This is a genomic window from Candidatus Magnetaquiglobus chichijimensis (assembly GCF_045865675.1).
Taxonomy (GTDB): Bacteria; Pseudomonadota; Magnetococcia; order Magnetococcales; family Magnetaquicoccaceae; genus Magnetaquiglobus; species Magnetaquiglobus chichijimensis.
The window spans coordinates 485052-509568 of sequence record NZ_BAAFGK010000001.1 but is presented as its reverse complement, the minus strand read 5'-3'; the positions used below and the strand labels follow the sequence as shown (position 1 = coordinate 509568).

24 protein-coding genes are annotated in these 24517 nt (G+C 63.3%); 19 read left to right on the top strand and 5 right to left on the bottom strand.

What is annotated here, in order from left to right; all coding sequences use genetic code 11:
- Window positions 1–30: 30 nt before the first annotated feature.
- Entirely contained in the window at window positions 31–846 is an 816-nt protein-coding gene (locus ACOY6C_RS02015; RefSeq protein ID WP_420903806.1) for a cytochrome C assembly family protein, read from the bottom strand.
- A 289-nt stretch (window positions 847–1135) separates the two neighbouring features.
- Here ACOY6C_RS02015 and ACOY6C_RS02010 point away from each other — a divergent pair, with 289 nt between their 5' ends.
- Complete coding sequence (locus tag ACOY6C_RS02010) at window positions 1136–2353, top strand: bifunctional 2-C-methyl-D-erythritol 4-phosphate cytidylyltransferase/2-C-methyl-D-erythritol 2,4-cyclodiphosphate synthase (RefSeq protein ID WP_420903805.1); 1218 nt, start codon at window positions 1136–1138, stop codon at window positions 2351–2353.
- Between the two features lie 148 nt (window positions 2354–2501).
- Window positions 2502–2819 (top strand): PilZ domain-containing protein, encoded by a 318-nt coding sequence (locus ACOY6C_RS02005; protein ID WP_420903804.1) that lies wholly within the window; start codon window positions 2502–2504, stop codon window positions 2817–2819.
- A gap of 37 nt (window positions 2820–2856) precedes the next feature.
- Here the strand turns inward: ACOY6C_RS02005 and ACOY6C_RS02000 are convergent, their stop codons facing one another.
- The gene (locus tag ACOY6C_RS02000; protein WP_420903803.1) at window positions 2857–3867 is read right to left on the bottom strand and encodes an NAD-dependent epimerase; all 1011 of its coding nucleotides are present in this window, start codon (window positions 3865–3867) and stop codon (window positions 2857–2859) included.
- A gap of 102 nt (window positions 3868–3969) precedes the next feature.
- On the opposite strand from ACOY6C_RS02000, the gene rnhA reads away from it, so the two are divergent.
- Both rnhA and ACOY6C_RS01990 read left to right on the top strand, forming a co-directional pair.
- Complete coding sequence (rnhA, locus tag ACOY6C_RS01995) at window positions 3970–4476, top strand: ribonuclease HI (RefSeq protein WP_420903802.1); 507 nt, start codon at window positions 3970–3972, stop codon at window positions 4474–4476.
- 208 nt (window positions 4477–4684) lie between these two features.
- Complete coding sequence (locus tag ACOY6C_RS01990; RefSeq protein WP_420903801.1) at window positions 4685–4897, top strand: HP1242/YdcH family protein; 213 nt, start codon at window positions 4685–4687, stop codon at window positions 4895–4897.
- Between the two features lie 95 nt (window positions 4898–4992).
- Here the strand turns inward: ACOY6C_RS01990 and ACOY6C_RS01985 are convergent, their stop codons facing one another.
- Complete coding sequence (locus tag ACOY6C_RS01985) at window positions 4993–5331, bottom strand: hypothetical protein (RefSeq protein ID WP_420903800.1); 339 nt, start codon at window positions 5329–5331, stop codon at window positions 4993–4995.
- 285 nt (window positions 5332–5616) lie between these two features.
- Between ACOY6C_RS01985 and trmB the strand changes: the two genes are divergently transcribed.
- Together trmB and ACOY6C_RS01975 are read left to right on the top strand one after the other, a co-directional pair.
- Window positions 5617–6339, top strand: a complete 723-nt coding sequence (trmB, locus tag ACOY6C_RS01980; RefSeq protein WP_420903799.1) for a tRNA (guanosine(46)-N7)-methyltransferase TrmB — start codon at window positions 5617–5619, stop codon at window positions 6337–6339.
- Window positions 6340–6538: 199 nt separating this feature from the next.
- Window positions 6539–7771 carry an MFS transporter gene (locus ACOY6C_RS01975; RefSeq protein WP_420903798.1) on the top strand — a complete coding sequence of 411 codons (1233 nt, stop codon included), beginning with the start codon at window positions 6539–6541 and terminating at the stop codon, window positions 7769–7771.
- On the opposite strand, the gene holA is transcribed toward ACOY6C_RS01975, so the two are convergent.
- A complete protein-coding gene (gene holA / locus ACOY6C_RS01970) occupies window positions 7668–8900 on the bottom strand; it encodes a DNA polymerase III subunit delta (protein WP_420903797.1) in 1233 nt (410 codons plus the stop codon). The two genes, ACOY6C_RS01975 and holA, sit on opposite strands and share 104 nt — an antisense overlap.
- Before the next feature lie 286 nt (window positions 8901–9186).
- Here holA and ACOY6C_RS01965 point away from each other — a divergent pair, with 286 nt between their 5' ends.
- The 11 genes from ACOY6C_RS01965 (at window position 9187) to ACOY6C_RS01915 (ending at window position 19900) form a co-directional block, all read left to right on the top strand.
- Complete coding sequence (locus ACOY6C_RS01965) at window positions 9187–9627, top strand: RNA-binding S4 domain-containing protein (RefSeq protein ID WP_420903796.1); 441 nt, start codon at window positions 9187–9189, stop codon at window positions 9625–9627.
- A 520-nt stretch (window positions 9628–10147) separates the two neighbouring features.
- Complete coding sequence (kaiB, locus tag ACOY6C_RS01960) at window positions 10148–10459, top strand: circadian clock protein KaiB (RefSeq protein WP_420903795.1); 312 nt, start codon at window positions 10148–10150, stop codon at window positions 10457–10459.
- 17 nt (window positions 10460–10476) lie between these two features.
- Window positions 10477–11358, top strand: a complete 882-nt coding sequence (locus ACOY6C_RS01955; protein ID WP_420903794.1) for a response regulator — start codon at window positions 10477–10479, stop codon at window positions 11356–11358.
- Between the two features lie 9 nt (window positions 11359–11367).
- Window positions 11368–11679, top strand: coding sequence for a circadian clock KaiB family protein (locus ACOY6C_RS01950; protein WP_420903793.1), 312 nt, complete (start codon window positions 11368–11370; stop codon window positions 11677–11679).
- A 20-nt stretch (window positions 11680–11699) separates the two neighbouring features.
- The gene (gene kaiC, locus ACOY6C_RS01945) at window positions 11700–13208 is read left to right on the top strand and encodes a circadian clock protein KaiC (protein ID WP_420903792.1); all 1509 of its coding nucleotides are present in this window, start codon (window positions 11700–11702) and stop codon (window positions 13206–13208) included.
- Window positions 13205–13426: a hypothetical protein gene (locus tag ACOY6C_RS01940; RefSeq protein WP_420903791.1), complete on the top strand. Its 222-nt coding sequence runs from the start codon at window positions 13205–13207 to the stop codon at window positions 13424–13426. The genes kaiC and ACOY6C_RS01940 overlap by 4 nt, the downstream gene beginning before the upstream one ends.
- 201 nt (window positions 13427–13627) lie before the next feature.
- Window positions 13628–15319, top strand: a complete 1692-nt coding sequence (locus ACOY6C_RS01935) for an FAD-binding protein (RefSeq protein ID WP_420903790.1) — start codon at window positions 13628–13630, stop codon at window positions 15317–15319.
- 16 nt (window positions 15320–15335) lie between these two features.
- The gene (locus ACOY6C_RS01930) at window positions 15336–16319 is read left to right on the top strand and encodes a succinate dehydrogenase/fumarate reductase iron-sulfur subunit (RefSeq protein ID WP_420903789.1); all 984 of its coding nucleotides are present in this window, start codon (window positions 15336–15338) and stop codon (window positions 16317–16319) included.
- Between the two features lie 28 nt (window positions 16320–16347).
- The gene (locus tag ACOY6C_RS01925; protein ID WP_420903788.1) at window positions 16348–17232 is read left to right on the top strand and encodes a CoB--CoM heterodisulfide reductase iron-sulfur subunit B family protein; all 885 of its coding nucleotides are present in this window, start codon (window positions 16348–16350) and stop codon (window positions 17230–17232) included.
- Between the two features lie 205 nt (window positions 17233–17437).
- Window positions 17438–19267, top strand: coding sequence for a bifunctional anthranilate synthase component I family protein/class IV aminotransferase (locus ACOY6C_RS01920; RefSeq protein WP_420903787.1), 1830 nt, complete (start codon window positions 17438–17440; stop codon window positions 19265–19267).
- Window positions 19268–19405: 138 nt separating this feature from the next.
- Window positions 19406–19900, top strand: coding sequence for a Ros/MucR family transcriptional regulator (locus ACOY6C_RS01915; protein ID WP_420903786.1), 495 nt, complete (start codon window positions 19406–19408; stop codon window positions 19898–19900).
- A 68-nt stretch (window positions 19901–19968) separates the two neighbouring features.
- Here ACOY6C_RS01915 and uvrA read toward each other — a convergent pair whose 3' ends face one another.
- Window positions 19969–22836 (bottom strand): excinuclease ABC subunit UvrA, encoded by a 2868-nt coding sequence (gene uvrA, locus ACOY6C_RS01910; RefSeq protein WP_420903785.1) that lies wholly within the window; start codon window positions 22834–22836, stop codon window positions 19969–19971.
- Between the two features lie 44 nt (window positions 22837–22880).
- On the opposite strand from uvrA, the gene ACOY6C_RS01905 reads away from it, so the two are divergent.
- Window positions 22881–23549, top strand: a complete 669-nt coding sequence (locus tag ACOY6C_RS01905) for a precorrin-2 dehydrogenase/sirohydrochlorin ferrochelatase family protein (protein ID WP_420903784.1) — start codon at window positions 22881–22883, stop codon at window positions 23547–23549.
- Window positions 23550–23696: 147 nt separating this feature from the next.
- Window positions 23697–24485: a tetratricopeptide repeat protein gene (locus tag ACOY6C_RS01900; RefSeq protein WP_420903783.1), complete on the top strand. Its 789-nt coding sequence runs from the start codon at window positions 23697–23699 to the stop codon at window positions 24483–24485.
- Window positions 24486–24517 lie beyond the last annotated feature (32 nt).

The window sequence follows — 24517 nt, the reverse complement described above, 5'->3', positions numbered from 1 at the left end:
TTTGCGTTTTTTCTGAGCCTGTCGCGTAAATCAATGATTTAGAATGATAAACTCTTTGACGAATTTGACCCCCAAAAAGGCCAGCACCAGCAGACCATAGCCCCACAGGGTGAATCGGACCGCGCGACGCCCGCGCCACCCCTGATAGTGACGCCCCACCAACAGCACCCCAAAGACCAGCCAGGTCGCCCAGGTGAACACCACCTTATGGGAAAAGACGAAATAGACCCCCTTCTGTTCATGGGCGTGCAGGGCACCGGTCACCATGCTCGTGGTGAGCAGCAGGAAGCCCATGCGCACCATCAGAAACAGAGTCGATTCCAGGGCATTCAGGGGGGGCAGCATCTCGAAGAGGGCCCCGAGATGTTTGCTCTTCAAGGCGTGCTCCTGAAACGCATCCATCAGCGCGAAGATCGCCGCGATCGTGAAGAGGCCATAGGCCAGCAGCGACAGCACCAGATGGCCGATCAACAGCGGACCAGTCACGCCGCGCGCCTCGGGGGCCGCCGTGGAGAGAAACAGCGCCCCCCCGAGGGTGAGCACCATCAACGGCAGCAACAGCACCCCGGCCAGCCGCGCCTCGCGTCCCAACAGACGCCAACCGGCCAGATAGAGCAGTCCCATCACCCACGAGGACCACTCCAGCGACAACGCCAGATTCATCCCCACCTGCCCACCCGATCCGATCAACTCCCGGATCATCGGCACTCCCTGCATCACCCAGCCGGCCAATACCAGCCACCAGACCGCCACCGTCTCGGAACGATGACCGCGCAACTGATGAAAGATCACCCAGGCGGATGCCATGGCATACATGCCGGTGGCCGACCAGAAATGCAGCTCCATGCTTTAAAGTTCCTCGCGCGCGCAAGCCCACCCGATCGCCTAATCGTTGGCGTGGAACTCCCGTCAGGATGAGATCCACGATCGGAGGGTGAGAGGGGGGCTCCCCCCATCTTTTTAAGTTCGTGAGCACGGTTCGGGTTGACCTGTACCGTGCCAGTCTGGTGACGCCATGATGGAATACCAAACATTACACTCGGTTTTCTTCGTTGACGACGCCGCTCTTTTCCCCTACGAATGAAACCGATCGACCTGCCGTTTCATCACCATTCCAAACACACGGATGCCGCCCATGTCCGAGCCGCCACCCCAGACTTCCGCCACCCAACCGGTGACCATGATCGTGGTTGCCGCCGGACAGGGCAACCGCTTCGGCTCGGAACTGCCGAAACAGTATCTCCCCCTGGCCGGAAAACCCCTGCTCGCCCACGCCATCGAACGTCTGCATGCCCACCCCCTGGTCGAGGCGATCCTGCCGGTCATCGCGCCGGACGGCGCGGAACTCTGGCAGAGGATCCTCGGTCCGCGTCTGACCGAATGGCCCAAGCTGCTCGCCCCGGTCCCCGGAGGGGCGGAACGGCAGGATTCGGTGCGTCTGGGTCTGTTGAGCCTGAACCTGCCCAGATCCAGTTGGGTCGGCATTCACGACGGCGCCCGTCCCCTGCCGAGCCGCGACCTTCTGGATCGGCTCTTCGCGGCGCGGGACAAGGCCGAAGCCGTGGTTCCGGCCATTGTAATCCATGACACCATCAAAAGGATAGACGGTATCGATCGGGTCGGCAAAACCCTGGACCGGGACCATCTGCGCCGCATCCAGACCCCGCAGGTGTTCCGTTACGGTCTGCTGCTCGACGGGCACATACGCGCCCACGAATCCGGCATCCTGCTCGTCACCGATGACGCCGCCCTGATGGAAGAGGCCCATATCGGGGTACGCACCATCGCCGGCGAAGAGGAGAATCTCAAGATCACCCGCCCGGAAGATCTTCTTCTGGCCGAAAAGCATCTCTCATACCGGAGTTCGCCCATGGAACCGCGCATCGGCCAGGGATTCGACGTACACCGTTTCACCCCCGGACGCCCGTTGATCCTCGGCGGCGTCACCATTCCCCACGACCAGGGACTTTTGGGTCACTCCGACGCCGACGTGCTGTTGCACGCCCTGTGCGATGCCCTGCTGGGGGCGGCCTCCCTCGGCGACATCGGCCACCACTTCCCGGACACCGATCCCGCCTACCAGGGGGCGGACAGTCGCGTACTGTTGGCACGGGTTGACGCGGCCATCCGCGCCAGGGGGTTCCAGGTGATCAACCTCGATGCCACGGTCATCTGCCAGGCGCCACGCATCGCCCCGCACATCGAGGCCATGCGCGCCAGCATCGCGACCACCCTTGCCATCGAGACGGAGCGGATCAACATCAAGGCCACCACCACCGAGAGGCTCGGTTTCACCGGTCGCGGCGAGGGGATTGCCGCCCAGGCCGTGGCGTTGTTGTCACGCCAGGCGTGATGGCCCCCTCCGGAGGAGGGAAGACGCCCCTCGCGATCCCGAGTTTTGGCGCGCCACGGAGAATCCGCATGCGAACCATTTACGCGCGATCCGACAATTTGGTATATTTATCTTGGCATAATTTATTTTGCTCGAGGATCCACACATCATGGCCGCAATGACCGATCAAAGACGACGCCACGAACGTTTTTCGTTTCATAACAACGTCACCTTGACCCTGAATGATGGACGACGGATCGAGGGTACGGCTGAGAACATGGGCTTCGGAGGCGCCGCCGTGCATATCGACGAAACCCTCCCCGAAGTTCCGGTGGGAAGCGAAGGACTGATCCGGGTGGTCTTTTTCGGGCGCCCCACGGACTATCCCTGCCAGGTGGTGAGCGTGACCCGGGGCAAACTGGGGATCAAGATCCTGCGCGCCGATTATCAGGGGGCGCCCGAGGATCTTCTGTCGATCAAGGAGTGAGACTCAGGCGGCGGTTCGTCCATGGTCGGACCGCTGTTCACACCCGGTAGAACTCCCGATACCAGGCCACGAAACGCCGCACCCCCTCGCGCACCGGGGTGCGGGGACGAAATCCCACATCCCTTTCCAGATCATCCACATCCGCCCAGGTGGCCGGCACATCGCCAGGCTGCATGGGCAGGAAATTCTTCTGGGCCGTCATGCCCAGGGCATCCTCAAGCGCGGCGATGTATTCCATCAACTCCACCGGCTGGTTGTTGCCGATGTTGTAGATCCGGTATGGCGCCGAACTCGAGGCCGGATCCGGGCGCGTCCCGGTCCAGTCGGGATCCGGGGTCGGGATGCGGTCGAGAACCTTCACCACCCCGGCAACGATGTCGTCGATGTAGGTGAAGTCACGCCGCATGCGCCCCTCGTTGAAGACATCGATCGGCCTGCCCTCCAACATGGCGCGGGTGAACAGGAACAGGGCCATGTCCGGACGCCCCCAGGGTCCATAGACCGTGAAAAAACGCAGGCCGGTCACCGGCAGACGGAACAGATGGGCATAGGTGTGCGCCATCAGCTCGTTGGCCTTTTTGGAAGCGGCGTACAGCGACAACGGATGGTCAACGTTCTGATGCACCGAAAAGGGCATGGTTTCGTTGGCCCCGTACACCGACGACGACGACGCGAAGACCAGATGCTGGACTCCGGTGTGCCGGCACCCCTCCAGAAGATGGGTGAAGCCCACCAGATTGCTCTCCACATAGGACATGGGGTTGATCAGCGAATAGCGTACCCCGGCCTGGGCCGCCAGATTGACCACCCCGTCGAACCGCTCCCGCTCGAACAAGGCCTCCATGCCGGCGCGATCCTGGAGATCCAGCCTGGCGTGGGTGAACCCTGTGTGCCGGGTCAGTCGGTCCAGGCGGGCCTGTTTGAGGTTGACATCGTAGTAGTCGTTGAGATTATCGAGACCCACGACCCGATCACCCCGTTCCAGAAGGGCCAACGACAGGTGAGAACCGATGAATCCAGCCGCACCCGTAACGAGAACCTTGCCCATGTGTTTTCCTTTCCGATAGACTCAATAAAGGATCGAACCTGTGAGGTTCTGACTATAATCGATATTCAACCGGAATGAAACCGTTCAACGACGATGCTTTCCATGGACACGGAAACCCGAACGACACCGCGCGACACGGCCTCATCCGCCGAGGTTTGTATCTATACGGATGGCGCGTGCAGCGGCAATCCCGGCCCTGGCGGCTGGGGAGCCCTGCTCCAATATGGCCCCCATGCGAAAAACATCCGCGGCTTCTCGCCGCGGACCACCAACAATCGCATGGAGATCCTGGCGGCCATTCACGCATTGGAGACGCTCAACCGGCCCTGCCGGGTGATCATCAACACCGATTCGAGCTACGTCAAGAACGGGATCACCCAATGGCTGCCTGGCTGGAAGTCTCGCGGCTGGAGGAAAAGCGATGGCAAACCGGTGCTCAACGTGGAGTTGTGGCAACGCCTGGATGCCGTCTGTCGAAAACACGAGGTGGAGTGGCGCTGGGTCCGGGGACATGCGGGCGATCCGGGCAACGAAGCCGCGGATCAACTGGCCCGCGAGGCCATCGAATCCGGACGTGTCGGCGCCCTGGCGCCGGATCCGGCGGGATAGGAGAGTGCCATCCGCGTCTAGCATGCATGAATTTTTGATTCGAGGGTGATGACTGAGGGGCTCAACCCCCGTTGAACGGGCCGCATCCAAACGGTTGACGACCTGCGATCACCAACCCTCGCGGACCCACGCCGGGTCCCATCCAGGGGTGAACCCGGCCTTGGTCCGGGTCATGAAGGAAGACACAATTAAGCACGAGGAGACATCCATGTTTGAAGATCAATTGCAAGCGGTGAATGAATTATTGAAAATCAACAGCACGTTCCGTGAGCTTTACGATCAGCACGAGTCGCTGCGCAACGAAATCGACGAAACCCGTCATGCCCGCAACCCGTTCGACATCGAGCGTCTCAAGAAAGAGAAGCTGCGCATCAAGGATCTGATGGCCGTCATGCTGGCCGAGCATACCGACGCCAGCTGAAACGACCGCACCAGAGCCCATCCGGGCTCAAGTCCCGACCCGCGCCGGAATCTCCCCTTCCGGCGCGGGGAGATTCCACCCGTCGCGCCACGCAATCACAAACCGCGTTTGAACCGATTCCGTTGAAAGATCGACTGTTTGCTCTTGCTTTCGAGCGGTTCCGGCGGCAGAGGCAGAGGCAACCAGTGGGTCGGGATCCAGGCCACCCCATCGAGCACCAGACTCCCCTGGGCATCCACCCGTACCAGTGCCATATCATGACCATCGCTCACCAGCACCATCGCATTGGCGCGGGGGCGCCTCTCCTCCAGCAACCGCCAGCCAAACCACATCTGCCGGGCGAATTGCGACTCCGGGTCCTCATCGGGTTCATCCAGCCAGTCGATGGCATCCCTGGCCTTCAAATAAAGCGACTTTCTTTGGGGTGATTCCATGCGCATTGTCCCCTCATCCCTTCCAGAATCAACGAAAACCTCATAAACTATCCGATAAATGAATAGGATAGTCTGTTTCCAAACAGCCGGCAACCCTCACAACGCCCATGATCGGGCCAGCGCCCTGAAACGCCCGCGCGAGAGGCGTGCGGTCACGGCATGGGGACGACCCGCCAGGCCGGTTCGAACCTCGGCATCCGCCGCATGACCGTTTTGTCCAGCAACCCACCGGAACGCGCGCGGCAGCCGCGCCGGATCAACCGCCACCCAAGAAAGTGAACCGTCGTGACCGATTCCATCCCTCCCTCCATGCCGGACCCGACCCAGGTCTGGAAACCCAAGGTCCATGGCCGCAAACGGGGCTTCGTCACCCCGCGCGAGAAGGTCTGGCTGGATGAGACCCTGCCGCTCTACCTCCCCCCGCGGGCGCACAGTCGCGCGGAACTGCTCGATGCCCTCGGCGCGGATCCGGAACGGGCGCGACTGGTGGTGGAGATCGGATTTGGCAACGGTCAGTTTCTCGCCCCTTTGGCCGCGCGACACCCCGAGGATCGTTTCATCGGCATCGAGGTGTTCCAGGAAGGGTTGGCCGGGTTGCTCCGCCGTCTGCAACGCGACGCGATCACCAACACCCGCATCCTGCCCGAGGATGCCCGGCTGGCCCTGCGCGACGCCTTTCCCGAACACGCCCTCGACTGGGTGATCATCAACTTTCCCGATCCCTGGCCGAAAAAACGCCATCACAAGCGCCGCATCGTGCAGCCGGAACTGCTGGATCTTCTGGTCGAACGGCTGCGTCCGGGGGGATTGCTCACCCTGGCCACGGACTGGGCGGAGTATGCCGAATGGATGTTCGAGGTACTGGAGTCCCATCCGGGATTTGTCAATCTGGTCGCGCCGGAGCGGTTCGGCCCGCGTCCGGATTTCTGGATCGAGACCCGATTCGAAACCAAGGGGGTCGCCGCCGGTCGGACCATTCACCATCTGGCCTGGCAAAGGCGGACGTGAGGCGCGCACCCTTCCAGGATGCCACTCCGGCAAACCCGATTCCAGGACGACCCTCGGAAAACCCGATTCCAGGTGTGTACAAAAGGAGGCGCCTTGCGATATAGTTGGCAATTCAGCCCTTCTCCCGAACATCCGGACCACGGCATGGCCATGCACCCCCGGATGAAACCGCACGCATGAGGCGTCAATCACGAATCCCATGAAACGCAAGGCATCCACGGGGGTCATCTTCACCGCCGTCTTTCTGGATCTGCTCGGCTTTGGCATGGTACTGCCGCTCATGCCGCTCTACGCCACCGATCCCCGCTTCGCCGCCTCCCCCGCCGAGATCGGCTGGTTGATGGCGATCTATTCGATCATGCAGTTCGTGTGCGCCCCCTACTGGGGCAGGCTCTCCGACCGGGTGGGACGACGCCCCACCCTGATCCTGGGTCTGGCCGGCTCGGCGCTCTCCTACCTGGCCTACGGCCTGGCCAACACCTTGTGGGTTCTCTTCATGGCGCGCGCCGTGGCCGGCATGATGGGCGCCAACATCGCCGTAGCCCAGGCCGCCATGGCCGACCTCTCCCCCGTCGAAGATCGCTCCAAGGCCATGGGACTCATCGGCGCCGCCTTTGGTCTGGGCTTCATTCTGGGTCCGGCCTTCGGCGGATGGCTGGCCGGCTTCGGCATCGAGGCCGCCCCCCTGGTCGCCGCCCTGGTCACCGGACTCAACGCCCTGGCCGCCCTGTTCTATCTGCCGGAGACCCGTCCCGCGCCGCTCCCAACCGCGGACACCACCCCGACGGCCCGGATCCGACCGGCGCATCCCCTGCTCTCCGCCACCCCCTGGACCATGGCCCGCGCCTTCCCCGGCGCCTGGGTCGCCTGTCAGGTGGTCGGTCTGTTCGTCACCCTGTTCTCCGCCTTCGAGGTGGTCCTGCCGCTCTGGGGCCGGGAGTTCATGGGCTGGAACATGACCCATACCGGCTGGATCTTCACCTTTGTCGGCGTGGTGGCCGTGCTGACCCAGGGGGGACTGGTGCGACGGCTGCTGCCGAAAATCGGCGAAAAACGGGTCGCCTCCGGGGGACTCCTGCTGGTGAGCGTCGGACTCTTCGCCCTGGATCCGAACAGCTGGACCGGCATGCTCGTCGCCCTGGCCCTCATTGCCCTGGGAAGCGGTCTGCTCCACCCTGCCCTCTCCGGACTGGCCAGCCTCAACACCGACCCGGCCACCCAAGGGGCGATGCTGGGACTCTATCAATCGATGAGCGCCCTGGGACGCAGCATCGGACCGGTGCTGGGCGGCTCGATCTACGACACGGCGCGGGGCGGAATTTTCCCGCTCACGGCCATGGGGATCGCCGGGGTGCTGCTGCTGTTCGTGCTCCAGGGCCACCGGATGCGGGATTTGCGCTCCCCGCCAGCCCCATCACCAGACGCTCCATGACCCGACGCGGCTCCCCGCCGCTCTTGAGATCCCGATCGGCCTCCTGACAGCGCAACAACGCGTTGGCCAGACGACGCGCGGAGAACTGGCGCGTCTGGGCGATGAACTCCCCCTTCTCCTTCCAGAAGACTTGCAGGCTGGCGATCACCGCCTCCGGGGTTTCGCCCTTTTCGAGGAGCGCCACGCCCTGGATCAACCGCCGCAACCTCTGGAGCAGGATGGCCAGCAGCGCCAATGGCTCCTCGCCGGCTTCGAGCAGGCCATCCAGGATGGTCAGCGCCTGGCCGGCGCGACCGGAGAAGAGCGCCGAAGTCAGGGCAAAGGCGTTCTGACTGCCGGACCCTCCCACCGATTCCAGCACATCCTCGACGGTGATCCGACGGCCCGTGCCGACATACAGGGTGAGTTTCTCGATCTCCGAGGCGGCGTTGCGGGCATCCCCCTCGAGCCGCTCGGCCAGAAGCCGGATCGCCTCGTCATCCGCCGCGTGGCCCCGTTCGCGCAGCGCGACATGGATCCAACCGATCAACTCGCGCCCTTCGAGGGGGTAATAGGGGATGCACCAGGCGCTTTTGTGGGCCTCGAAGGCCTTGCGCAGGGGACTCCGAGCATCCAGGGCACCGGCCAGCACCACCAGCACGGCGCCGGAGGCCGGGGATTTCAGATAGCGCAGCAGCGACTCCCGTCCCGGCGCGGTGAGCTGATCGGCATCTTTCAACAACACGCAGCGCCGTTTGGCAAAGAACGGAAAGGCGTTGCAGCCGCTCAGGAACCGTCCCACGTCCAAATCCGCGCCATGGTGGGTTTCGAAGTCCATCTCCTCGTCCTCGGCGCTCAACACCGCGCGCCGGGCCAACAGGGCATGACTGGCCGCCACCCCCTGCTCCTGACCATAGAGCAGCATGGCCTCGGGAAGTGGACCCTGTTGCAGTCGGGAGGGGAGTTCGCGCGACGTGAGTTTCATGGGGTGATCGAGGTCCGGGGTATGGTGGATGGATGGGCCAGCATACCCCTTTCCGGCGCGAAATGCATCCGAATGCACGCCACCCACCTCCTGGATGTTGCTCTGGACGGCTTCGCCGAGGCGTGCGGGTCGTTGTCGATCCGATGCCAGGATCGTGCGTCGCATGGAAAACTGACCATCTTGACAAATCAGGATGGACCTTTATACCCTGAGCATAGAATCTAAAATTAAAACCGCACCTTAAACTTTCAGGTCATCAAACCATGGGGCATGCCTATCCGACGACGGCCCGTACCCGTTCTGCGTTCCCGAAAAATGGTGGGCGTTGGATACGCAGGCGATTCGGACCATTCGGAGCAAGCCGGCGTGGATCGATCGCTCCGGGCGCCGTGGTCGGGACCCGGAACGGTTGACATCCAGAATCCCGACCTTCGCGCCACGGACGCCCACCATGCCTACCCCATCTCGCGGACTTCCTCCCTCCCCCGACGATCCGGCCAGCCAGGTCGAGCGGCTGGACAAATGGCTCTGGGCGGCGCGCTTCTTCAAAACCCGCTCCCTGGCCATCGAGGCGGCCAACGGCGGCAAGATCCACGTCAACGGTCTGCGCGCCAAGCCGGGACGGGACATTCGCGTCGGCGACCGGCTGGAGATCCGCAAGGAGAGCTTTCTGTTCCAGGTGACGGTGCTGACCCTCTCGCTGCATCGCGGACCGGCCACGGTGGCCCGCAATCTCTACGAAGAGAGCCCGGAGAGCCTCGCCGAACGCGCCCGGATCGTCGAGATCCAGCGCGCCGAACCACGCATGATTCCCGGCGCCGGGCGTCCGACCAAAAAAGATCGCCGTGCCATCGTCCGATTCCTCTCCCATCCCGGCGGTCCGCCGGAGTGATCGACACCTGCGGGCACCCCATCCCCCCCCTCTCAAGGCCGCATTCGGGCGGGCCGATCCCCACTTGGCGATCAATATAAATCAGCAATCGTTTGTTTATACAATTCCGTATGGTGATAACCCAATCGATGTGATAGGATGGATTGCCATTGAGAGTTCCATTCCTTGAGTCATCCACGCCCGATGGAGCACCCTGACCGCGGCACGCCCCACATGCCAGGCGGGAGAGAACCGGCAAACCCGGCAGGATGGGATCCTCAAGGTTCACAATGGTCAGCCGAAGCGTCGCGATCCACCCAGCTCCGCGCGACGCCTCGAACGTTAGAGGCTGGTTGGCCCATGCCAAACAGCCGATGCGGGCCATGAATGGCCCGCCAAATTGCACGGCAATTTGAGAAGCACGCATCGATTTTTTCGATTCGTGCAGGTTTTGGGATTCCCTTTATGGAATTCCCAAAACGCCTCTTAGAAAATGGTCATTCCTTGGTTGCATGACGCACCTGCCAGGAGCGCAAATCCGATGACCCACGAAGGTAACTTTGTGCTCAAGCTCTACGTGACCGGCAAAACCCCACGCTCCGAAAGGGCCATCGAGAATCTGCGCCGCATCTGCGTCCATGAACTGGACGAGCGCTACGAGATGGTGGTGATCGACATCCTCGAACATCCCGAATCCGCCGAGGAGGAGAAGATCCTGGCCACCCCGACCCTGATCAAGGCCTTGCCCCCACCGTTGCGTCGCATCATCGGTGATCTCACCGACAAGGAAAAGGTGCTGTTGGGTCTGGATCTGTATCGTTCCCCGGACAAGGACCGATCCAGATCGCATTGAGCGCGATGGAGGGCGCGATGCCTGCCAGCTTATTGCATGATCGAACCCCGCGCTCCTCCCGTGACACCTCCCCACGGGAGCATCACGGCAAACCGTGCGCCATGGGGCCTGACAAACAGTTGCGCGTGCTGCTGGTCGAAGACTCGGAGGCCGATCAACTGCTGGTGCGCGAAAACGCCGAGATCTCCGGAAACGGCAGCGTCGCCCATCTGCCACGTTTGACTCTGATTCCGGTCGGCGAACTGCGCCAGGCCATCGAACAGCTCTCCCAGGATCGCTTCGACGCAGTGCTGCTGGATCTGAACCTGCCGGACAGCATCGGCATGGAGACCTTCCTGCGTCTCCACGATCAGGCTCCTGAACTGGCGATCGTGGTGCTGACCGGTCTGGACGACGACGCCTTGGGGGCGGATACCATCCGGCACGGCGCCCAGGATTTCCTCAACAAGGGCAGTCTGGATGGCCCCCTGCTGTTGCGCTCGCTCCGCTACGCGGTGGAACGACAACAACTGATCAACGAGTTGGATCGAACCCGTCGCCGGCTGCGCCAGGAGCAGGAGATCCTGTCCCTGGAAAAGCTCTCCAACCGCACTCCCGGAGATGGTCTGCGGGTGCTCTCCCTGGAACGGGTCTACTCGGAACTGGTGCGACAGTACGTCGTCGCCACCCGCGAGGGCGGAGATCCCCCCCGCGAGGAGGTGCGCAAGGTGGCCGCCCGGCTGATGGCCATGCACGCCGGCGCCCGTGACGTGGTTGTGTTGCATCTCAAGATGTTGCGTGGCACCGGTCACTGGACCACCATGACCGAGGAGCGCGCCTTCTCCCAGGATGCCCGACTGGTCCTGGTGGAACTGTTGGGTCATTTGACCGATCTCTATCGCGAACGCGCCCAGAGCTAGGATTCCGGCATGAGCACCGACACTTCGCCCCGTTTCCTGCTCTTCATCACCGGAGACTCCCCGATCGGTCAACGCGCCACGACCAACTTCCGCGATCTGGCCGAAACCGTCTACAAGGAACAGTATGAACTGGAGATCATCGACATCCTGAGTCAACCGGCGAGGGCCGAGGAGAACAACATCCTGGCCGCGCCTACCCTGGTCCGACTGACCCCCTCGCCGCCCGTGAAGATCATCGGCGATCTCTCTGCCGAAGGTCGTGTCCGTCAAATTCTCGGGCTGCCGGAACAACCGGGCGAATCCCCTTCGCCCTCGCACTGACACGAAAGGTTGATAACCGCATGAACGACAACACCGACGCCCTGGTGAAACTGCCCACCGGCATCGAGGGGTTCGACCATCTGACCATCGGCGGCCTGCCCCAGGGACGGACCTGCCTGATCTCCGGAAGCTCCGGCTCCGGCAAAACCATCCTGGGCATGGAGTTCCTCTACCGAGGCATCGTGCAGTTCGGTCGCAAGGGGGTCTTCGTGAGCATGGAGGAGCGCGCTCCGGACATCCTGCGCAACGTGCGCCGCATGGGATGGAACATCCAGGGACTGGTCGATACCGGACGCCTGAAGCTGATCGACGCCGCGCCGGAACCGATCTCCGTGGAAGAGTCGGGCGCCTATGACCTCTCCGGTCTGCTGGTGCGCATCGAGCATGCCGTCGAGGAAAGCGGCGCCGAACTGCTGGTACTCGACTCGATCGGCTCGCTCTTCGATCAGTTCAACAACGCCGCCGTGGTGCGCCGGGAGATCTTCCGCATCATCGACGCCCTGCGTACCATGGGGATCACCGCCCTGTTGACCGCCGAACGGCTCAACGAATACGGACACATCTCCCGCCACGGCGTGGAGGAGTTCGTCTCCGACACGGTGATCATCTTGCGGAACGTGCTCAAGGAGGAGAAGTGCCGGCGCACCATCCAGGTGCTCAAGATGCGCGGCGACACCCACTACAAGGGGGAGTATCCCTTCACGATCACGGCCCCGATCGGCATCAGCATCCTGCCGTTGTCGGCCCGCGAACTCAAGCAGTCCTCCTCGACCCAGCGCATCAGCTTCGGCAACCCCATCCTCGACCAGATGGCCGGCGGCGGACTGTTCCGGGATTCGATCTTTCTCGTCAGCGGTCCCACCGGGGGTGGCAAGACCCTTTTGGCCACCACCTTCGCCGCCGAAGGGTGCCGACGCGGCGAGAAAGTCCTGCTGCTGGCCTACGAGGAGTCCCACGCGCAACTGCTGCGCAATGCCCAGTCATGGGGCCTGGATTTCCAGAAATGGGAAGAGGACGGCCTGCTGCGGGTGATCTGCCAATACCCGGAGTCCATGGGACTCGAGGACCATCTGCTGCTGATCCAGCGCGAGATCGAGAAGTTCCGTCCGCGCCGGCTGATCATGGACAGCGTTTCGGCCATGGAGCGGGTCGCCCAGGTCCGTTTCTTCCGCGAGTTCGTCATCGGTTTGACCTCGTTCGCCAAACAGGAGGAGGTCTGCTCCCTCTTCACCAGCACCACGCCCAAACTCTCGGGCGGGGATTCGATCACCGAGGCCCACATCTCCACCATCACCGACGCGATCCTGTTGCTGCGCTACGTCGAGATCAACGGCATCCTGCGGCGCGGCGTGGCGGTGATCAAAATGCGCGGCTCGCAACACGACAAACAGATCCGCGAATTCACCATCGACGACCAGGGTCTGCACATCGGCAAACCCTTCACCAATGTCCACAACATCATCCTGGGCATCCCCTCGGCCACCATGCCCTCGGAGGTCGAACAACTCGGCGCGATGTTCGATGAGTGACCAGCATCGGGAGATCGGGACCGGACCGTGACCAACCCATCCTCGACCTCGAGGATGGGCGTCAGCGAGTCGCCAGAACCCGGAATTCGGATCGCCCGCACCGTCCCCACACCCTGACCAGCGACCGGCAATGCCGCCAGGCGTTCGACATGAACGCTTTCCCGTGCAAACCCGCCGACCTCGACAAGCCTGGCGTCATGCTGCGCAAACATCCATAAACGTCATTTTTCCACGCCTTGATTCGTGTCGATTTCCTTTTGACAAGCCCCGCGCCATGCGGATAAAGTGACGCCACCTCGATTCCCATCGAGATCCTTCATCCATTCTCTTCACGCTTCATTATTCTTAGTAGGACGCGCAAGAGGGGCAACGGACGCTCCATTTTTGAGGAGAGTCGCGTCCGTTATTTGGAGGAGTCCATGCAAAGCCATGACCTGATCATCATCGGGGCGGGGCTGGCTGGGATGCGCGCGGCCCTGGAAGGGGTCAAGGCGGGCATCGACGTCGCCATCGTCACCAAAATCCACCCCCTGCGCAGCCACTCCTGCGCGGCCCAGGGCGGCATCAACGCCGCCATCGATCCCCAGGATTCCCGCGATTCCCACGCCTACGACACGGTGAAAGGGGCGGATTACATCGGCGACGAGGATGCCATCGAGCTGATGTGCCAGGAGGCCCCGGAGGCGATCCTGGAGATGGATCGCATGGGCACCCCCTTCTCGCGCATCGAGGGGGGATTGATCGCCCAGCGCGCCTTCGGCGGCGCGAGCTTCAACCGTACCTGCTACGCCGCGGACCGTACCGGTCAGGTGCTGCTGCACACCCTGTGGGAGCAACTGGTGAAGGCCGGTGTCAAGGTCTACCAGGAGTGCAGCGTCATGCGCCTGGTCACCGACCGCGCGGGAGCGGTCTCCGGCGTGGTGGCCTATGACATCAAAACCGGCGCGCTCTTCGGATTGCGTGGCAAGGGGGTGTTGATGGCCACCGGCGGGTATGGACGGGTCTTTCTCTCCAACACCAACGCCACCACCAACACCGGTGACGGCATGGCCTTGGCCCTGCGCGCCGGCGCGCCGCTGGCGGACATGGAGTTCGTGCAGTTCCACCCCACCGGCCTGCGCACCTCCGGGATTCTGGTCACCGAGGGGGCGCGCGGCGAAGGGGGCTATCTGATCAATGCCCTGGGCGAACGGTTCATGGGCAAATACGCCCCCAACAAGCTGGAACTGGCCTCCCGCGACGTGGTGTCGCGGGCCGAGCAGACCGAAATCATCGAGGGACGCGGCAAGAATGGCGCCATTTTCCTCGATCTGCGCCATCTGGGCGCGGAGAAGATCCTGGAACGGCTGCCGCAGATCCGCCAGCTCTCCCTCGACCTGGAGGGTGTGGACGCGATCCACGCGCCCATCCCGGTCCGTCCCACCGCCCACTACTCCATGGGAGGCATCCGCACCGACAAGCTCGGCGCCTCGCCCTTGCCCGGTCTGTACGCCGCCGGCGAGGCGGCCTGCGTCTCGGTGCACGGTGCCAACCGTCTGGGTGGCAACTCCTTGCTCGACACCATCGTCTTCGGCAAGATCACCGGCGCCCACTGCGCCGCATCCGTGAAGAAAGAGACCTTCCGCGACTTCGACAACAGCGCCGTGGAGGCGGTCCGGGCCAATCTGGCCGACCTCAAGGCCCGTCCGAACAAGGGATTGCGTCCCAGCGCCCTGCACCACCGCATGGCCGGGGCCATGAATCTCCATTGCGGGGTGTTCCGCACCCCGGAGGGGCTGGATGCCGGCGTGGCCGAGATCGCCGGCTGGCGCGACGATTACACCCGCATCCACCTGGACGACCACGCCGACGACTTCAACATCGACCTGCTGCGCGCCGTGGAACTGGGCTATCTGATCGATCTGGCCGAATGCATCCTGCGCGGCGCCCAGGCGCGTCCGGAGTCCCGTGGGGCCCACTCCCGCACCGATCATCCCAATCGCGACGACGACAACTGGCGCAAGCACACCCTGAGCCACTGGGACGGCTCCCTGGGAGCGGTCACCCTCTCCCACGAACCGGTCCGCACCGTGGGCAAGGCCGAATACGCCCCCAAGGTCCGCACCTATTGACGAGACGAGGCCCACGATGAGCACGAACCCCTATACCCTGCGCATCCAGCGCAACCGCAAGGGCGCGGTCGGACCCATCCAGTCCGAATGGCGCGAATACACCGTCTCCGCGACCCCCACCACCACCATCCTCACCCTTCTCGAGGAGATCAAGGGCGAGCAGGATGGCTCTCTCACCTTCCGGCAGTCCTGTCGCTCGGCCATCTGCGGCTCGTGCGCCATGAAAATCGGCGGTCGCACCCGCCTGGCCTGCAAGACCCACGTCGGCAGCGTGGCCCGTGACGGCGTGGTGGTGATCGCACCCCAGGCCAATCAGCCGATCCTCAAGGATCTGGCCATCGACATCGATCCCTTCTTCGAGAAGATCCACCAGATCCGGCCCTATCTCCAGGACGGTCCGGATACCGATGCCGTGCTGGAGCGTACCGCTTACGATCAGGTCAACCACGTCACCCAGTGCATCCTGTGCGGCAGCTGCTATTCGGACTGCACCATGGCCGAGGTGAGTTCCGAATTCATCGGTCCGGCGGCCTTGGCCAAGGCGTTCCGGTTCGTCTCCGACCCCCGCGAAGGGCAGAAAAAGCGCCGGCTGGAGCAGCTCTCCGAACCCCACATGATGTGGACCTGCGCCCGTTGCGCCATGTGCGTGGAGACCTGTCCCAAGGATGTCAAGCCGATGGAGGCGATCGTCAAGCTGCGCACCCGCGGCATCGACAAGGGACTCGGCGACGGTCCGGGTCCAAAGCATGCCCTGGCCTTCCACCAGGACATCAAAAAATCCGGATCGCTCAACGAGTTCACCCTGATGATGCGCACCGTGGGCATTCTCGGCACGCTCGCGGAACTCGACACCGCCCTGCATCTGATGAAAAAGGGCAAGGTTCCCTCGCCGTTGCCGCACAAATCCAAAGGCTTGAAGGAACTCGCCAAGATCTACGAGATCCTCGAAGAGACCCCCCTGGACGTGGAAACCAAGGCCAAGGAGGTGGTCCCGGAATAGGGGCCGCCTTGCGCAAAGGAGATCTTTCATGAAACTCGATTTCGCCTATTATCCGGGTTGCGCGGCCAAGCAGGTGCAGAAGGAGGCCGACGTGGCCGCCCGCGCCGTGGCCGGCAGCCTGGGCATCACCCTGCATGAGATGCCGCGCGCCACCTGTTGCGGCGCGGTGAGTCTGCGCGAGACCAGGCCGGCCTTCTCTTTGGCCGTGGCGGCGCGCATCCTCTCCGAGGCCGAGGAGGGGGGACGGGATCTGGTGACCATCTGCAACACCTGTCTCCAGACTTTGACCCACGCCAACCACCGTTTCAAAACCGAACCGGAGCTGTTGGACAAGATCAACCATGTGCTGGTCCAGGCCGGGGTGCGACCCTACCAGGCCTCGATTCAGGTCTATCATCTGTTGTGGGTGATCACCGATCAGATCGAGCCCGAGAAGGTTCGGGCCAAGGTGGTCAAGCCGTTGAAAGGGTTGCGGGTGGCGCCGTTCTACGGCTGTCACAACCTGCGCCCCGAGGAGATCTTCGATGCCAAGGCCGGCGAAAAGGCCGACCATCTGGATCGGTTGATCGTGCTGCTGGGTGGCGAACCGGTCGCGTATGACGGTCACGACAAATGTTGCGGGTTCCATGTCATGCTCTCCGACAAGGTGGAGATGCGCGCGATGGTGGCCAGGAACTGTCTGAACGCGAAAGAGGCGGGCGCCGAGGTAATGATCACCCCGTGTACCTTATGTGACATGTCGATGGGGTCGTTCCAGGGGCCGGCGGAGAAGGTGGTGGGCAAGCGCATCGAACTGCCGGAGATGAATTTCGCCCAGTTGATCGCCGTGGCCATGGGGTTGGAGGGCAAGGCCGGGTTGAACCGGTTGCATGTGTCGCCCAAGGCGGCGTTGTCCAGGCGCGGGATCGGGTAAACCGTTGCGGGGGACGGGGGCCAAAGCTCCCCGGCAGAGGTTCGGAGGCGGCGCCTCCGAGGTTTTGCCTTTGCCTTTGGAGCGCTCTTCAAATAAGCGATCTTTCGGAAAAAACGCGCAAAATTGCTGACCACGCCGGGGACGGCAACCGTCCCCGGTCCCCGTGACGACTCAAGCCCGAACTCAACTTCACCCCCTCTCCCTCATGCCTACCACCACCCTCCTCTCACCCACCCTCCTCAATCAACCCGATACCCTGCTCATCGATTTCCCCGAAGCCGGCCCACCGCGCCTCTTCACCCACCCCGTCGCCGTGCTCTCCGCCCACACCCCGGACTCCGTGCGCCCCCTGCTGCGCCAGATCGATCAGGCCTCCCGCTCGGGTCACTGGGTGGCCGGCCTGCTCGCCTACGAAGCCGCCGCCGCCTTCGACCTGCCGGTCTTCACCCAACCCGAACCCAATGGCCCGCCCCTGGCCTGGTTCGCACGCTTTGACACCGCCCCACGACCGGTCTGCTATCCGCCCCCGTCCCCCCACCCCCCGGTTCGCCTCACCCCCCACGGCGACCAGACCCGTTACCAACAGGATCTGGCCCGCATCGCCGCATGGATCCAGGCCGGCGAAAGCTACCAGGTCAACCACACCCTGGAGGCGGAGGTGACGGGCATCGACGACCTGGCCGCGTTCTTTCTGCATGTTCAAACCGCGCACCGCTTCCCACGGGCGATGTGGATCCGCACACAAACCTGGGCCGTGGCCTCCTTCTCGCCCGAACTGTTTCTGGAACGACGCGGCCAGCGACTCGTCACCGCGCCGATCAAGGGGACACGCCCACGCTCGAACGATGCCGATCAAGACCGCACCCAGGCCGAGACCCTGGAAAGCTCGCCCAAGGACAACGCCGAACATGTGATGATCGTGGACATGGCGCGCAACGATCTGGGACAGATCTGCACCACCGGCAGTGTATGGGTCGAATCCCTGGCCGCCTGCCGCTCGTTCTCCACCGTCCATCACCTCGAAACACGGGTGCATGGCCTGGCGCGTCCCGGAGTCGATCTGGAGGGGATCCTGGCCGCGCTCTTTCCCGCCGCCTCGATCACCGGCGCGCCGAAAAAACGGACCATGGAGATGATCCGGGAACTGGAACAACGCCCGCGCGGGGTCTATACCGGGGCGATGGGATACCTGATGCCCGGCGGGGACGGGTGGCTGAACGTGGCGATCCGCACCGTGGTGCGGCGTGAATCCCAAGGCTGCCGGATCGGACTCGGAGGCGGGGTGGTGGCCGACTCGAAGAGCGAGGCCGAATGGATGGAAATAGCCGACAAGGCCCGCTTTCTGAACGACATACCCGCGCCACTGGGACTCATCGAATCCTTTCGCGTCGAGGCCGGAGGGGCGATCCCCTGGCTGGCGGCGCACCTGCGCCGGCTGGGCGATTCGGCGCGCGCCCTTGGCATTCCCCTGGAGCCGGACACGCTCGAAGCGCGCATTCGCGCCTCGGCACACCAATGGGCCGAAACGCACCCGACCCCCCTGGTGGGACGCCTTGAGCTGACCACCGGAGGCAGGATCACCCTGACCCGACGCCCGTTCACCCCCTGGCCCGAGGCCGGATTGAAGGTGCGACTGGCCGCCTGGCGACCCGACCCCCTCGACCCCCTGACATGCCACAAGAGCAACCGCCGCCTTCACCTGGATATGGCCTGGCATGAAGCTCACAAGACAGGTCATGACGAACGACTGTTCATCAACCGGCGCGGACAGCTCACCGAAGGGGCGATCAGCGCCCTTCTGGTACGCCACGCCGGCCAGTGGATCGCCCCGCCGCCCGGCGATGGCCTTTGTCCAAGTCTGTGGCGCGCCAGGGAAATACCACGATGCGACGCCATCCTTCGCAGTTTGTCTCTGGATGATCTGCGCGATGCCGAAGAGATCCGCATGGGCAATGCCGTGCGCGGCGGATGCAGGGTGAAACGAATAGAGGATCTCTGTGGCCAGATCATTTACATTGATCACGCCTCATCGTGATCTTTCCGCGCCTCAAAAGATAATGTTTGCATGATTTTTTGATAAATCGCAAAAAAAATCTTGACAGTTGCTCTCCAAAGAAAAATATTATACGGATAAATCTCTGAACAAATCCTCTATTAACCTTGAAGGAGTTCCATGATGTCGTCCGATCTGCTCAAGCACGCCGCGGAGATCATCGAAGCATACGTTTCCAATAACGAAGTCCAGGCTCGCGAGCTGCCGGCGTTGCTCCGGGAGGTGTACTCCACCCTGAACGATCTCGCCTCCAACGGATCCGCCTCCACGAGCCGCGACGCCGCCCCCACGCCCGAGAACGACGAAGATGAACCGGCCTCGCCGATCATGACCTCGGGTGATTCCAAAAAGCCTCAACCGTTCGTGCCCATCGATCAGGCCGTCACCGAAGACGCGGTGATCTGCCTGATCTGCGGCAAGCCCTGCAAGGCCTTGAAAGGTCACCTGACCCGTTCGCACAAAATGGACTTCGACGAATACCGCGCCATGTTCGATCTGGACAAGAGCTTCCCGATGGTGGCCCCCTCCTATTCGGACAAGCGCCGCTCCCTGGCCATCGAGGCCGGTCTGGGCGACAAACTGCGCGATTCGCGCCGCAAGGACCACGACGCCTGAGTGGTCACGATGGGGATGGGGGGCCGTAACGCCCCCTCCGCTCCCCACACCTTCACACCTTCCCACCTTCACACCCCGGTCGCCATCTTCAATATCGGCGCCAGATAACGACCGGTCCAGGAGTTCCCGTCCCCGGCGCACTGCTCCGGCGTCCCCTCCATCACCACCGCCCCGCCCCGACTGCCCCCCTCGGGCCCGAGATCGATGAGCCAGTCCGCCGTCTTGATCACATCCAGATTGTGCTCGATCACCACCACCGTGTTGCCGGCATCCACCAACTGCCCCAACACCTCCAGCAGCTTGCGGATGTCGTCGAAATGGAGGCCGGTGGTCGGCTCATCCAGAATGTAGAGCGTGCGCCCGGTGGCCCGCTTGGCCAACTCACGGGCGATCTTCACCCGTTGCGCCTCGCCGCCGGACAAAGTGGTCGCCGACTGTCCAAGCCGCACATACCCCATGCCCACCGCCTGCAACGTCTCCAGCCGCCCCTTGAGCGCCGGAATGGCCGAAAACATCGCGGTCGCCTCGTCCACGGTCAAATCGAGAATCTGGGCGATGTTCTTGCCCTGATACTGGATCTCCAGGGTCTCGCGGTTGTAACGACTGCCCCGGCAGACATCGCACTGCACAAAGATGTCGGGCAGAAAATGCATCTCGATCTTGATCAGCCCATCCCCGGCGCACGCCTCGCAGCGCCCGCCCTTGACGTTGAAGCTGAACCGTCCGGCCTGATACCCGCGCCCGCGCGACTCCGGCACGCTGGCCATCAACTCCCGGAGCGGGGTGAACAGGCCGGTATAGGTGGCGGGATTGGAACGCGGGGTGCGTCCGATCGGGGATTGATCGATGTGGATCACCTTGTCGAGGGCCTCGAGGCCGCTGATCTCCTCATAGACCCCGCCGGGCAGATGGCCCTGATGGAGCCGCGCGGTCAAGGCGGGCAGAAGGGTGTCGAGCACCAGGCTCGACTTGCCCGACCCCGACACCCCGGTGATACAGACGAACAGTCCCAGGGGAATGCGTGCCGCGACGTTTTTCAGATTGTTCGTGGTCACCCCGTGCAGCGTGACACAACGCTTGGGATCGAAGGGGCGACGTCGGGTCGGAACCGGTATCGAGCGGATACCGGCCAGGTAGTGGCCCGTCAACGAAGACGGATGCGCGAGAATCGCCGCCGGCGGGCCCTCGGCAACCACCCGTCCGCCATGCTCCCCGGCCCCAGGCCCCATGTCCACCACATGATCGGCGCGTCGGATGGCATCCTCGTCGTGTTCCACCATCACCACGGTGTTGCCCAGATCCCGCAGCCGGAACAGGGCATCGAGCAGACGCTGATTGTCCCGCTGATGCAAGCCGATGCTCGGCTCGTCCAGAATGTAGAGCACCCCGGTCAAACCCGATCCGATCTGATTGGCCAGCCGGATCCTCTGCCCCTCGCCGCCGGAGAGGGTGGCGGCGGCCCGGTCGAGGGTGAGATAGTCGAGCCCCAGGGCGCGCAGGAATCCCAATCGTTCGAGAATCTCCTTCAAGATCCGGTCGGCGATGGCCAACTCCATGGGGGTGAACGGCAGCGCGGAGAGCCTGTCCGCCGCCAGATCCAGAGAGAGCGCGGAGAGATCGGCGATGTTGGCTCCGTCGATCAGGATGTGCAGCGCCTCCTTGCGCAACCGCTTGCCGTGACACACGGGACAGGGGGCCGAGGAACGATAGGGATGCAACTCCTCGCGCACGTCGTCGGATTCGGTCTCGATGAAACGACGCTCCAGATTGTTGATCACCCCTTCCCAGGGACGCGAGGTGGTGAACGAGCCGCGCGGACCGCGAAACCGGAACAGGATCCGTTCGCTCCCGGAACCGTACAGGATGATCTCCCGGATTTTCACCGGCAGGCTCTTCCAGGGGGTGCGCGGATCGAACCCGTAATGCTCGCTCAAGGTCTGGAGCGACTCGCGCGCCAGGTGGGCGGTGGGTTTGTTCCAGGGAGCCACCGCCCCATCGTGAATCGACAGGTCCGGATTCGGAACCACCAACTCCGGATCGAAGAAGGGCTTGTTGCCGAGCCCGTCGCACTCCTGACAGGCGCCGTGGGGGCTGTTGAAAGAGAACATGCGCGGTTCGATCTCCGGATAGGAGATGCCGCAGGTGGGACAGGCGTGCCGTTCGCTGAAAATCATCTCGCGGGGCGGTTCGTCGAGCACCATCACCTTGGCGATGCCGCCGGCCTGATGCTTGATGCCGAGGGCCTCGGCCACGCCCAGGGCCGTGGCGAGCGAATCGGCCAGTCGGGTTTCGAGTCCGGGCTTGATGACGATCCGATCCACCAGCGCCTCGATCGTATGTTTGACCTGTTTGTTCAGAACGGGCAACTGGTCAAGCTCGCAGGTCTCGCCATCGATCACCACGCGGGTGAATCCCTGACGGGCCAGGGCAGCCAACTCCTTCTTGTACTCCCCCTTGCGATCGCTCACCACCGGGGCCAGGAGCAGAAGCCGGCTCTTTTCCGGCAGGGCCATGAGAATATCGACCATCTGGCTGATGCTCTGACTCTGGATCGGCTGGCCGCAGCCGTGACAGTGGGGACGACCGACACGGGCGAACAGCAGACGCAGATAGTCGTGGATCTCGGTCACCGTGCCCACGGTGGAGCGGGGATTCTTGCTGGTCCCTTTTTGTTCGATGGAGATCGACGGAGAGAGCCCCTCGATGGCATCGACATCCGGCTTGCCCTGAAGGCTCAGGAACTGACGCGCGTAAGCAGAGAGCGATTCGACGTAGCGACGCTGCCCCTCGGCGGAGAGGGTATCGAAGGCGAGCGAGGATTTCCCCGATCCCGAAACGCCGGTGATGACGGTCAACCGGTGACGCGGCAGTTCCAGATGGATATTTTTCAGATTGTGTTCGCGCGCGCCGCGAATGATGATGTGGGTGTCGGACATGATTGCGATAAGACCTGTCACCTTTGAGAAGAGATCGATTCAACATGGCACACGATAGCATGCCGCACTACATGGCGGAACTGGTCTTGGCGGATCGCCCGGTGCTGGTGGTGGGCGGGGGGCGGGTGGCGCGCCGCAAGATCGAGGGGTTGCTGGTCACCGGAGCGCGGGTGACCGTGGTGGCGCCGCATCTGGATCCGGTGGTGGCCGGGTGGGCGGCGACCGGGCGGATCGACCACTGGCCGCAAGCGTTCTCGATCCTGCTTCTGGATCGCCCGCCACGACCGTTGCTGGTCTTCGCGGCCACGGACCGGGCGGAACTGAACCGTTCCATCGGCGCGGCCTGCCGGAAGCATGGCCTGCTGTGCAACTCGGCGGACGATCCGGAGAGCAGCGGCTTTCTGGTTCCTGCCGTGGTGCGGCGTGGCGCGGTGACGGTGGCGGTGGGGAGCGGCGGGCGCAGTCCGGCGCTGATGCGGGTGTTGAAGGAGCGCATCGACGCCTGGCTGGAACCGGGTTGGGGGGAGCTGGCCGCCCTGTTCGGGCACTGGCGGGAAGCGATCCAGGCGCGGATCGCGGATCCCGAGATCCGCCAGAACTTCTGGCGCGCCACGGCTGTGGAAGCCGCGCGCGACCCGGAGGGTCCGCCGTTGCGCGGGGATGCCGAGGCGTGGTTCGAAGCGCGGGTGCGGGAACAGGGTGAGTCGTTTTAATTTTTTTGGCCTCACCCCCATTTTTTCCTCATGCACGGCATGGCGCGACACGATAAATGGATCAGGGAGACATTTATTGACCGAACCGGTCAACGGGAGAGCCCGCATGCGAGCTGATCCCGCGCCATGGGAGGCGGATGAGAAGAGATGATGATCCAACAAAGTCGCGACGAGATCCTCGATAACCTGTTGGTCCGCCTGCAAGGGATCTGGGCCTCACCCATCGATGCCGCGCGCTTCGAATTCGAATTGAAACGCCTGGAGCGGGTGATCGCCGAACACCGCCGTCACGAACCGGTGCGCGCCTTTTATCTTTTGGGGCTGACCGCCACGCTGCTCGAAAAGAGCGATACCATGCGCGCCCACTTCAGGAACGCCCTCTGGCACAGCGGCGACGATCCGGACGTGCGTCACGGTTATGGGGCCTGTCTGGCCCGGCTCGGCCACTTCGCCGAGGCGCGCGAACAGTATCGGCTCCTGCACGATGAGAACCCGGACGATCTGGACATCCTGGCCGAACTGATCGTCACCACCCTGGCCTCGGGTCGGATCCAGGACGGGGTGCGCCGCATGAGCGACTGGAGCCGATTGAATCCGTCGCGTCCCATCGAAGAGGCCGACTCCATCGCCAAGAGCGGCGCCCTGCTGGAACGGTTCGGCATCGCCGACGACGACGTGGAGCGGTTGCAGGGGTTGGCGATGAAGATCCTGGAGCGGGAACGCAAGGAGATCAAAACCATCAACTACACCGGCATCCCGTCCGACGATCCCTGTTGGATCCGCGCCGATCTGGTGGTGGACGATTCGGACGACGCCGTGGAGGCGTTGAATCAAAAGCTGGCCACGGTCCGCGCCAACCATGCCCCGCCCCGTTTGGCGGAACTGGTGGTCTTCAACTACACCAACGGCGAGAACAAATCCACCGGCGCGCTCTGAGCAGCATCTGGTGCGCAGACAACGCATCACCA

Excerpts from the sequence above, each read along its gene's own strand:
- ACOY6C_RS02015 (WP_420903806.1), bottom strand. The coding sequence starts at position 846 with ATGGAGCTGCATTTCTGGTCGGCCACCGGCATGTATGCCATGGCATCC.
- ACOY6C_RS02010 (WP_420903805.1), top strand. The coding sequence starts at position 1,136 with ATGTCCGAGCCGCCACCCCAGACTTCCGCCACCCAACCGGTGACCATG.
- ACOY6C_RS02005 (WP_420903804.1), top strand. The coding sequence starts at position 2,502 with ATGGCCGCAATGACCGATCAAAGACGACGCCACGAACGTTTTTCGTTT.
- ACOY6C_RS02000 (WP_420903803.1), bottom strand. The coding sequence starts at position 3,867 with ATGGGCAAGGTTCTCGTTACGGGTGCGGCTGGATTCATCGGTTCTCAC.
- rnhA (WP_420903802.1), top strand. The coding sequence starts at position 3,970 with ATGGACACGGAAACCCGAACGACACCGCGCGACACGGCCTCATCCGCC.
- ACOY6C_RS01990 (WP_420903801.1), top strand. The coding sequence starts at position 4,685 with ATGTTTGAAGATCAATTGCAAGCGGTGAATGAATTATTGAAAATCAAC.
- ACOY6C_RS01985 (WP_420903800.1), bottom strand. The coding sequence starts at position 5,331 with ATGGAATCACCCCAAAGAAAGTCGCTTTATTTGAAGGCCAGGGATGCC.
- ACOY6C_RS01975 (WP_420903798.1), top strand. The coding sequence starts at position 6,539 with ATGAAACGCAAGGCATCCACGGGGGTCATCTTCACCGCCGTCTTTCTG.
- holA (WP_420903797.1), bottom strand. The coding sequence starts at position 8,900 with ATGCGACGCACGATCCTGGCATCGGATCGACAACGACCCGCACGCCTC.
- ACOY6C_RS01965 (WP_420903796.1), top strand. The coding sequence starts at position 9,187 with ATGCCTACCCCATCTCGCGGACTTCCTCCCTCCCCCGACGATCCGGCC.
- kaiB (WP_420903795.1), top strand. The coding sequence starts at position 10,148 with ATGACCCACGAAGGTAACTTTGTGCTCAAGCTCTACGTGACCGGCAAA.
- ACOY6C_RS01955 (WP_420903794.1), top strand. The coding sequence starts at position 10,477 with ATGCCTGCCAGCTTATTGCATGATCGAACCCCGCGCTCCTCCCGTGAC.
- ACOY6C_RS01950 (WP_420903793.1), top strand. The coding sequence starts at position 11,368 with ATGAGCACCGACACTTCGCCCCGTTTCCTGCTCTTCATCACCGGAGAC.
- kaiC (WP_420903792.1), top strand. The coding sequence starts at position 11,700 with ATGAACGACAACACCGACGCCCTGGTGAAACTGCCCACCGGCATCGAG.
- ACOY6C_RS01935 (WP_420903790.1), top strand. The coding sequence starts at position 13,628 with ATGCAAAGCCATGACCTGATCATCATCGGGGCGGGGCTGGCTGGGATG.
- ACOY6C_RS01930 (WP_420903789.1), top strand. The coding sequence starts at position 15,336 with ATGAGCACGAACCCCTATACCCTGCGCATCCAGCGCAACCGCAAGGGC.
- ACOY6C_RS01925 (WP_420903788.1), top strand. The coding sequence starts at position 16,348 with ATGAAACTCGATTTCGCCTATTATCCGGGTTGCGCGGCCAAGCAGGTG.
- ACOY6C_RS01920 (WP_420903787.1), top strand. The coding sequence starts at position 17,438 with ATGCCTACCACCACCCTCCTCTCACCCACCCTCCTCAATCAACCCGAT.
- ACOY6C_RS01915 (WP_420903786.1), top strand. The coding sequence starts at position 19,406 with ATGATGTCGTCCGATCTGCTCAAGCACGCCGCGGAGATCATCGAAGCA.
- uvrA (WP_420903785.1), bottom strand. The coding sequence starts at position 22,836 with ATGTCCGACACCCACATCATCATTCGCGGCGCGCGCGAACACAATCTG.
- ACOY6C_RS01905 (WP_420903784.1), top strand. The coding sequence starts at position 22,881 with ATGGCACACGATAGCATGCCGCACTACATGGCGGAACTGGTCTTGGCG.
- ACOY6C_RS01900 (WP_420903783.1), top strand. The coding sequence starts at position 23,697 with ATGATGATCCAACAAAGTCGCGACGAGATCCTCGATAACCTGTTGGTC.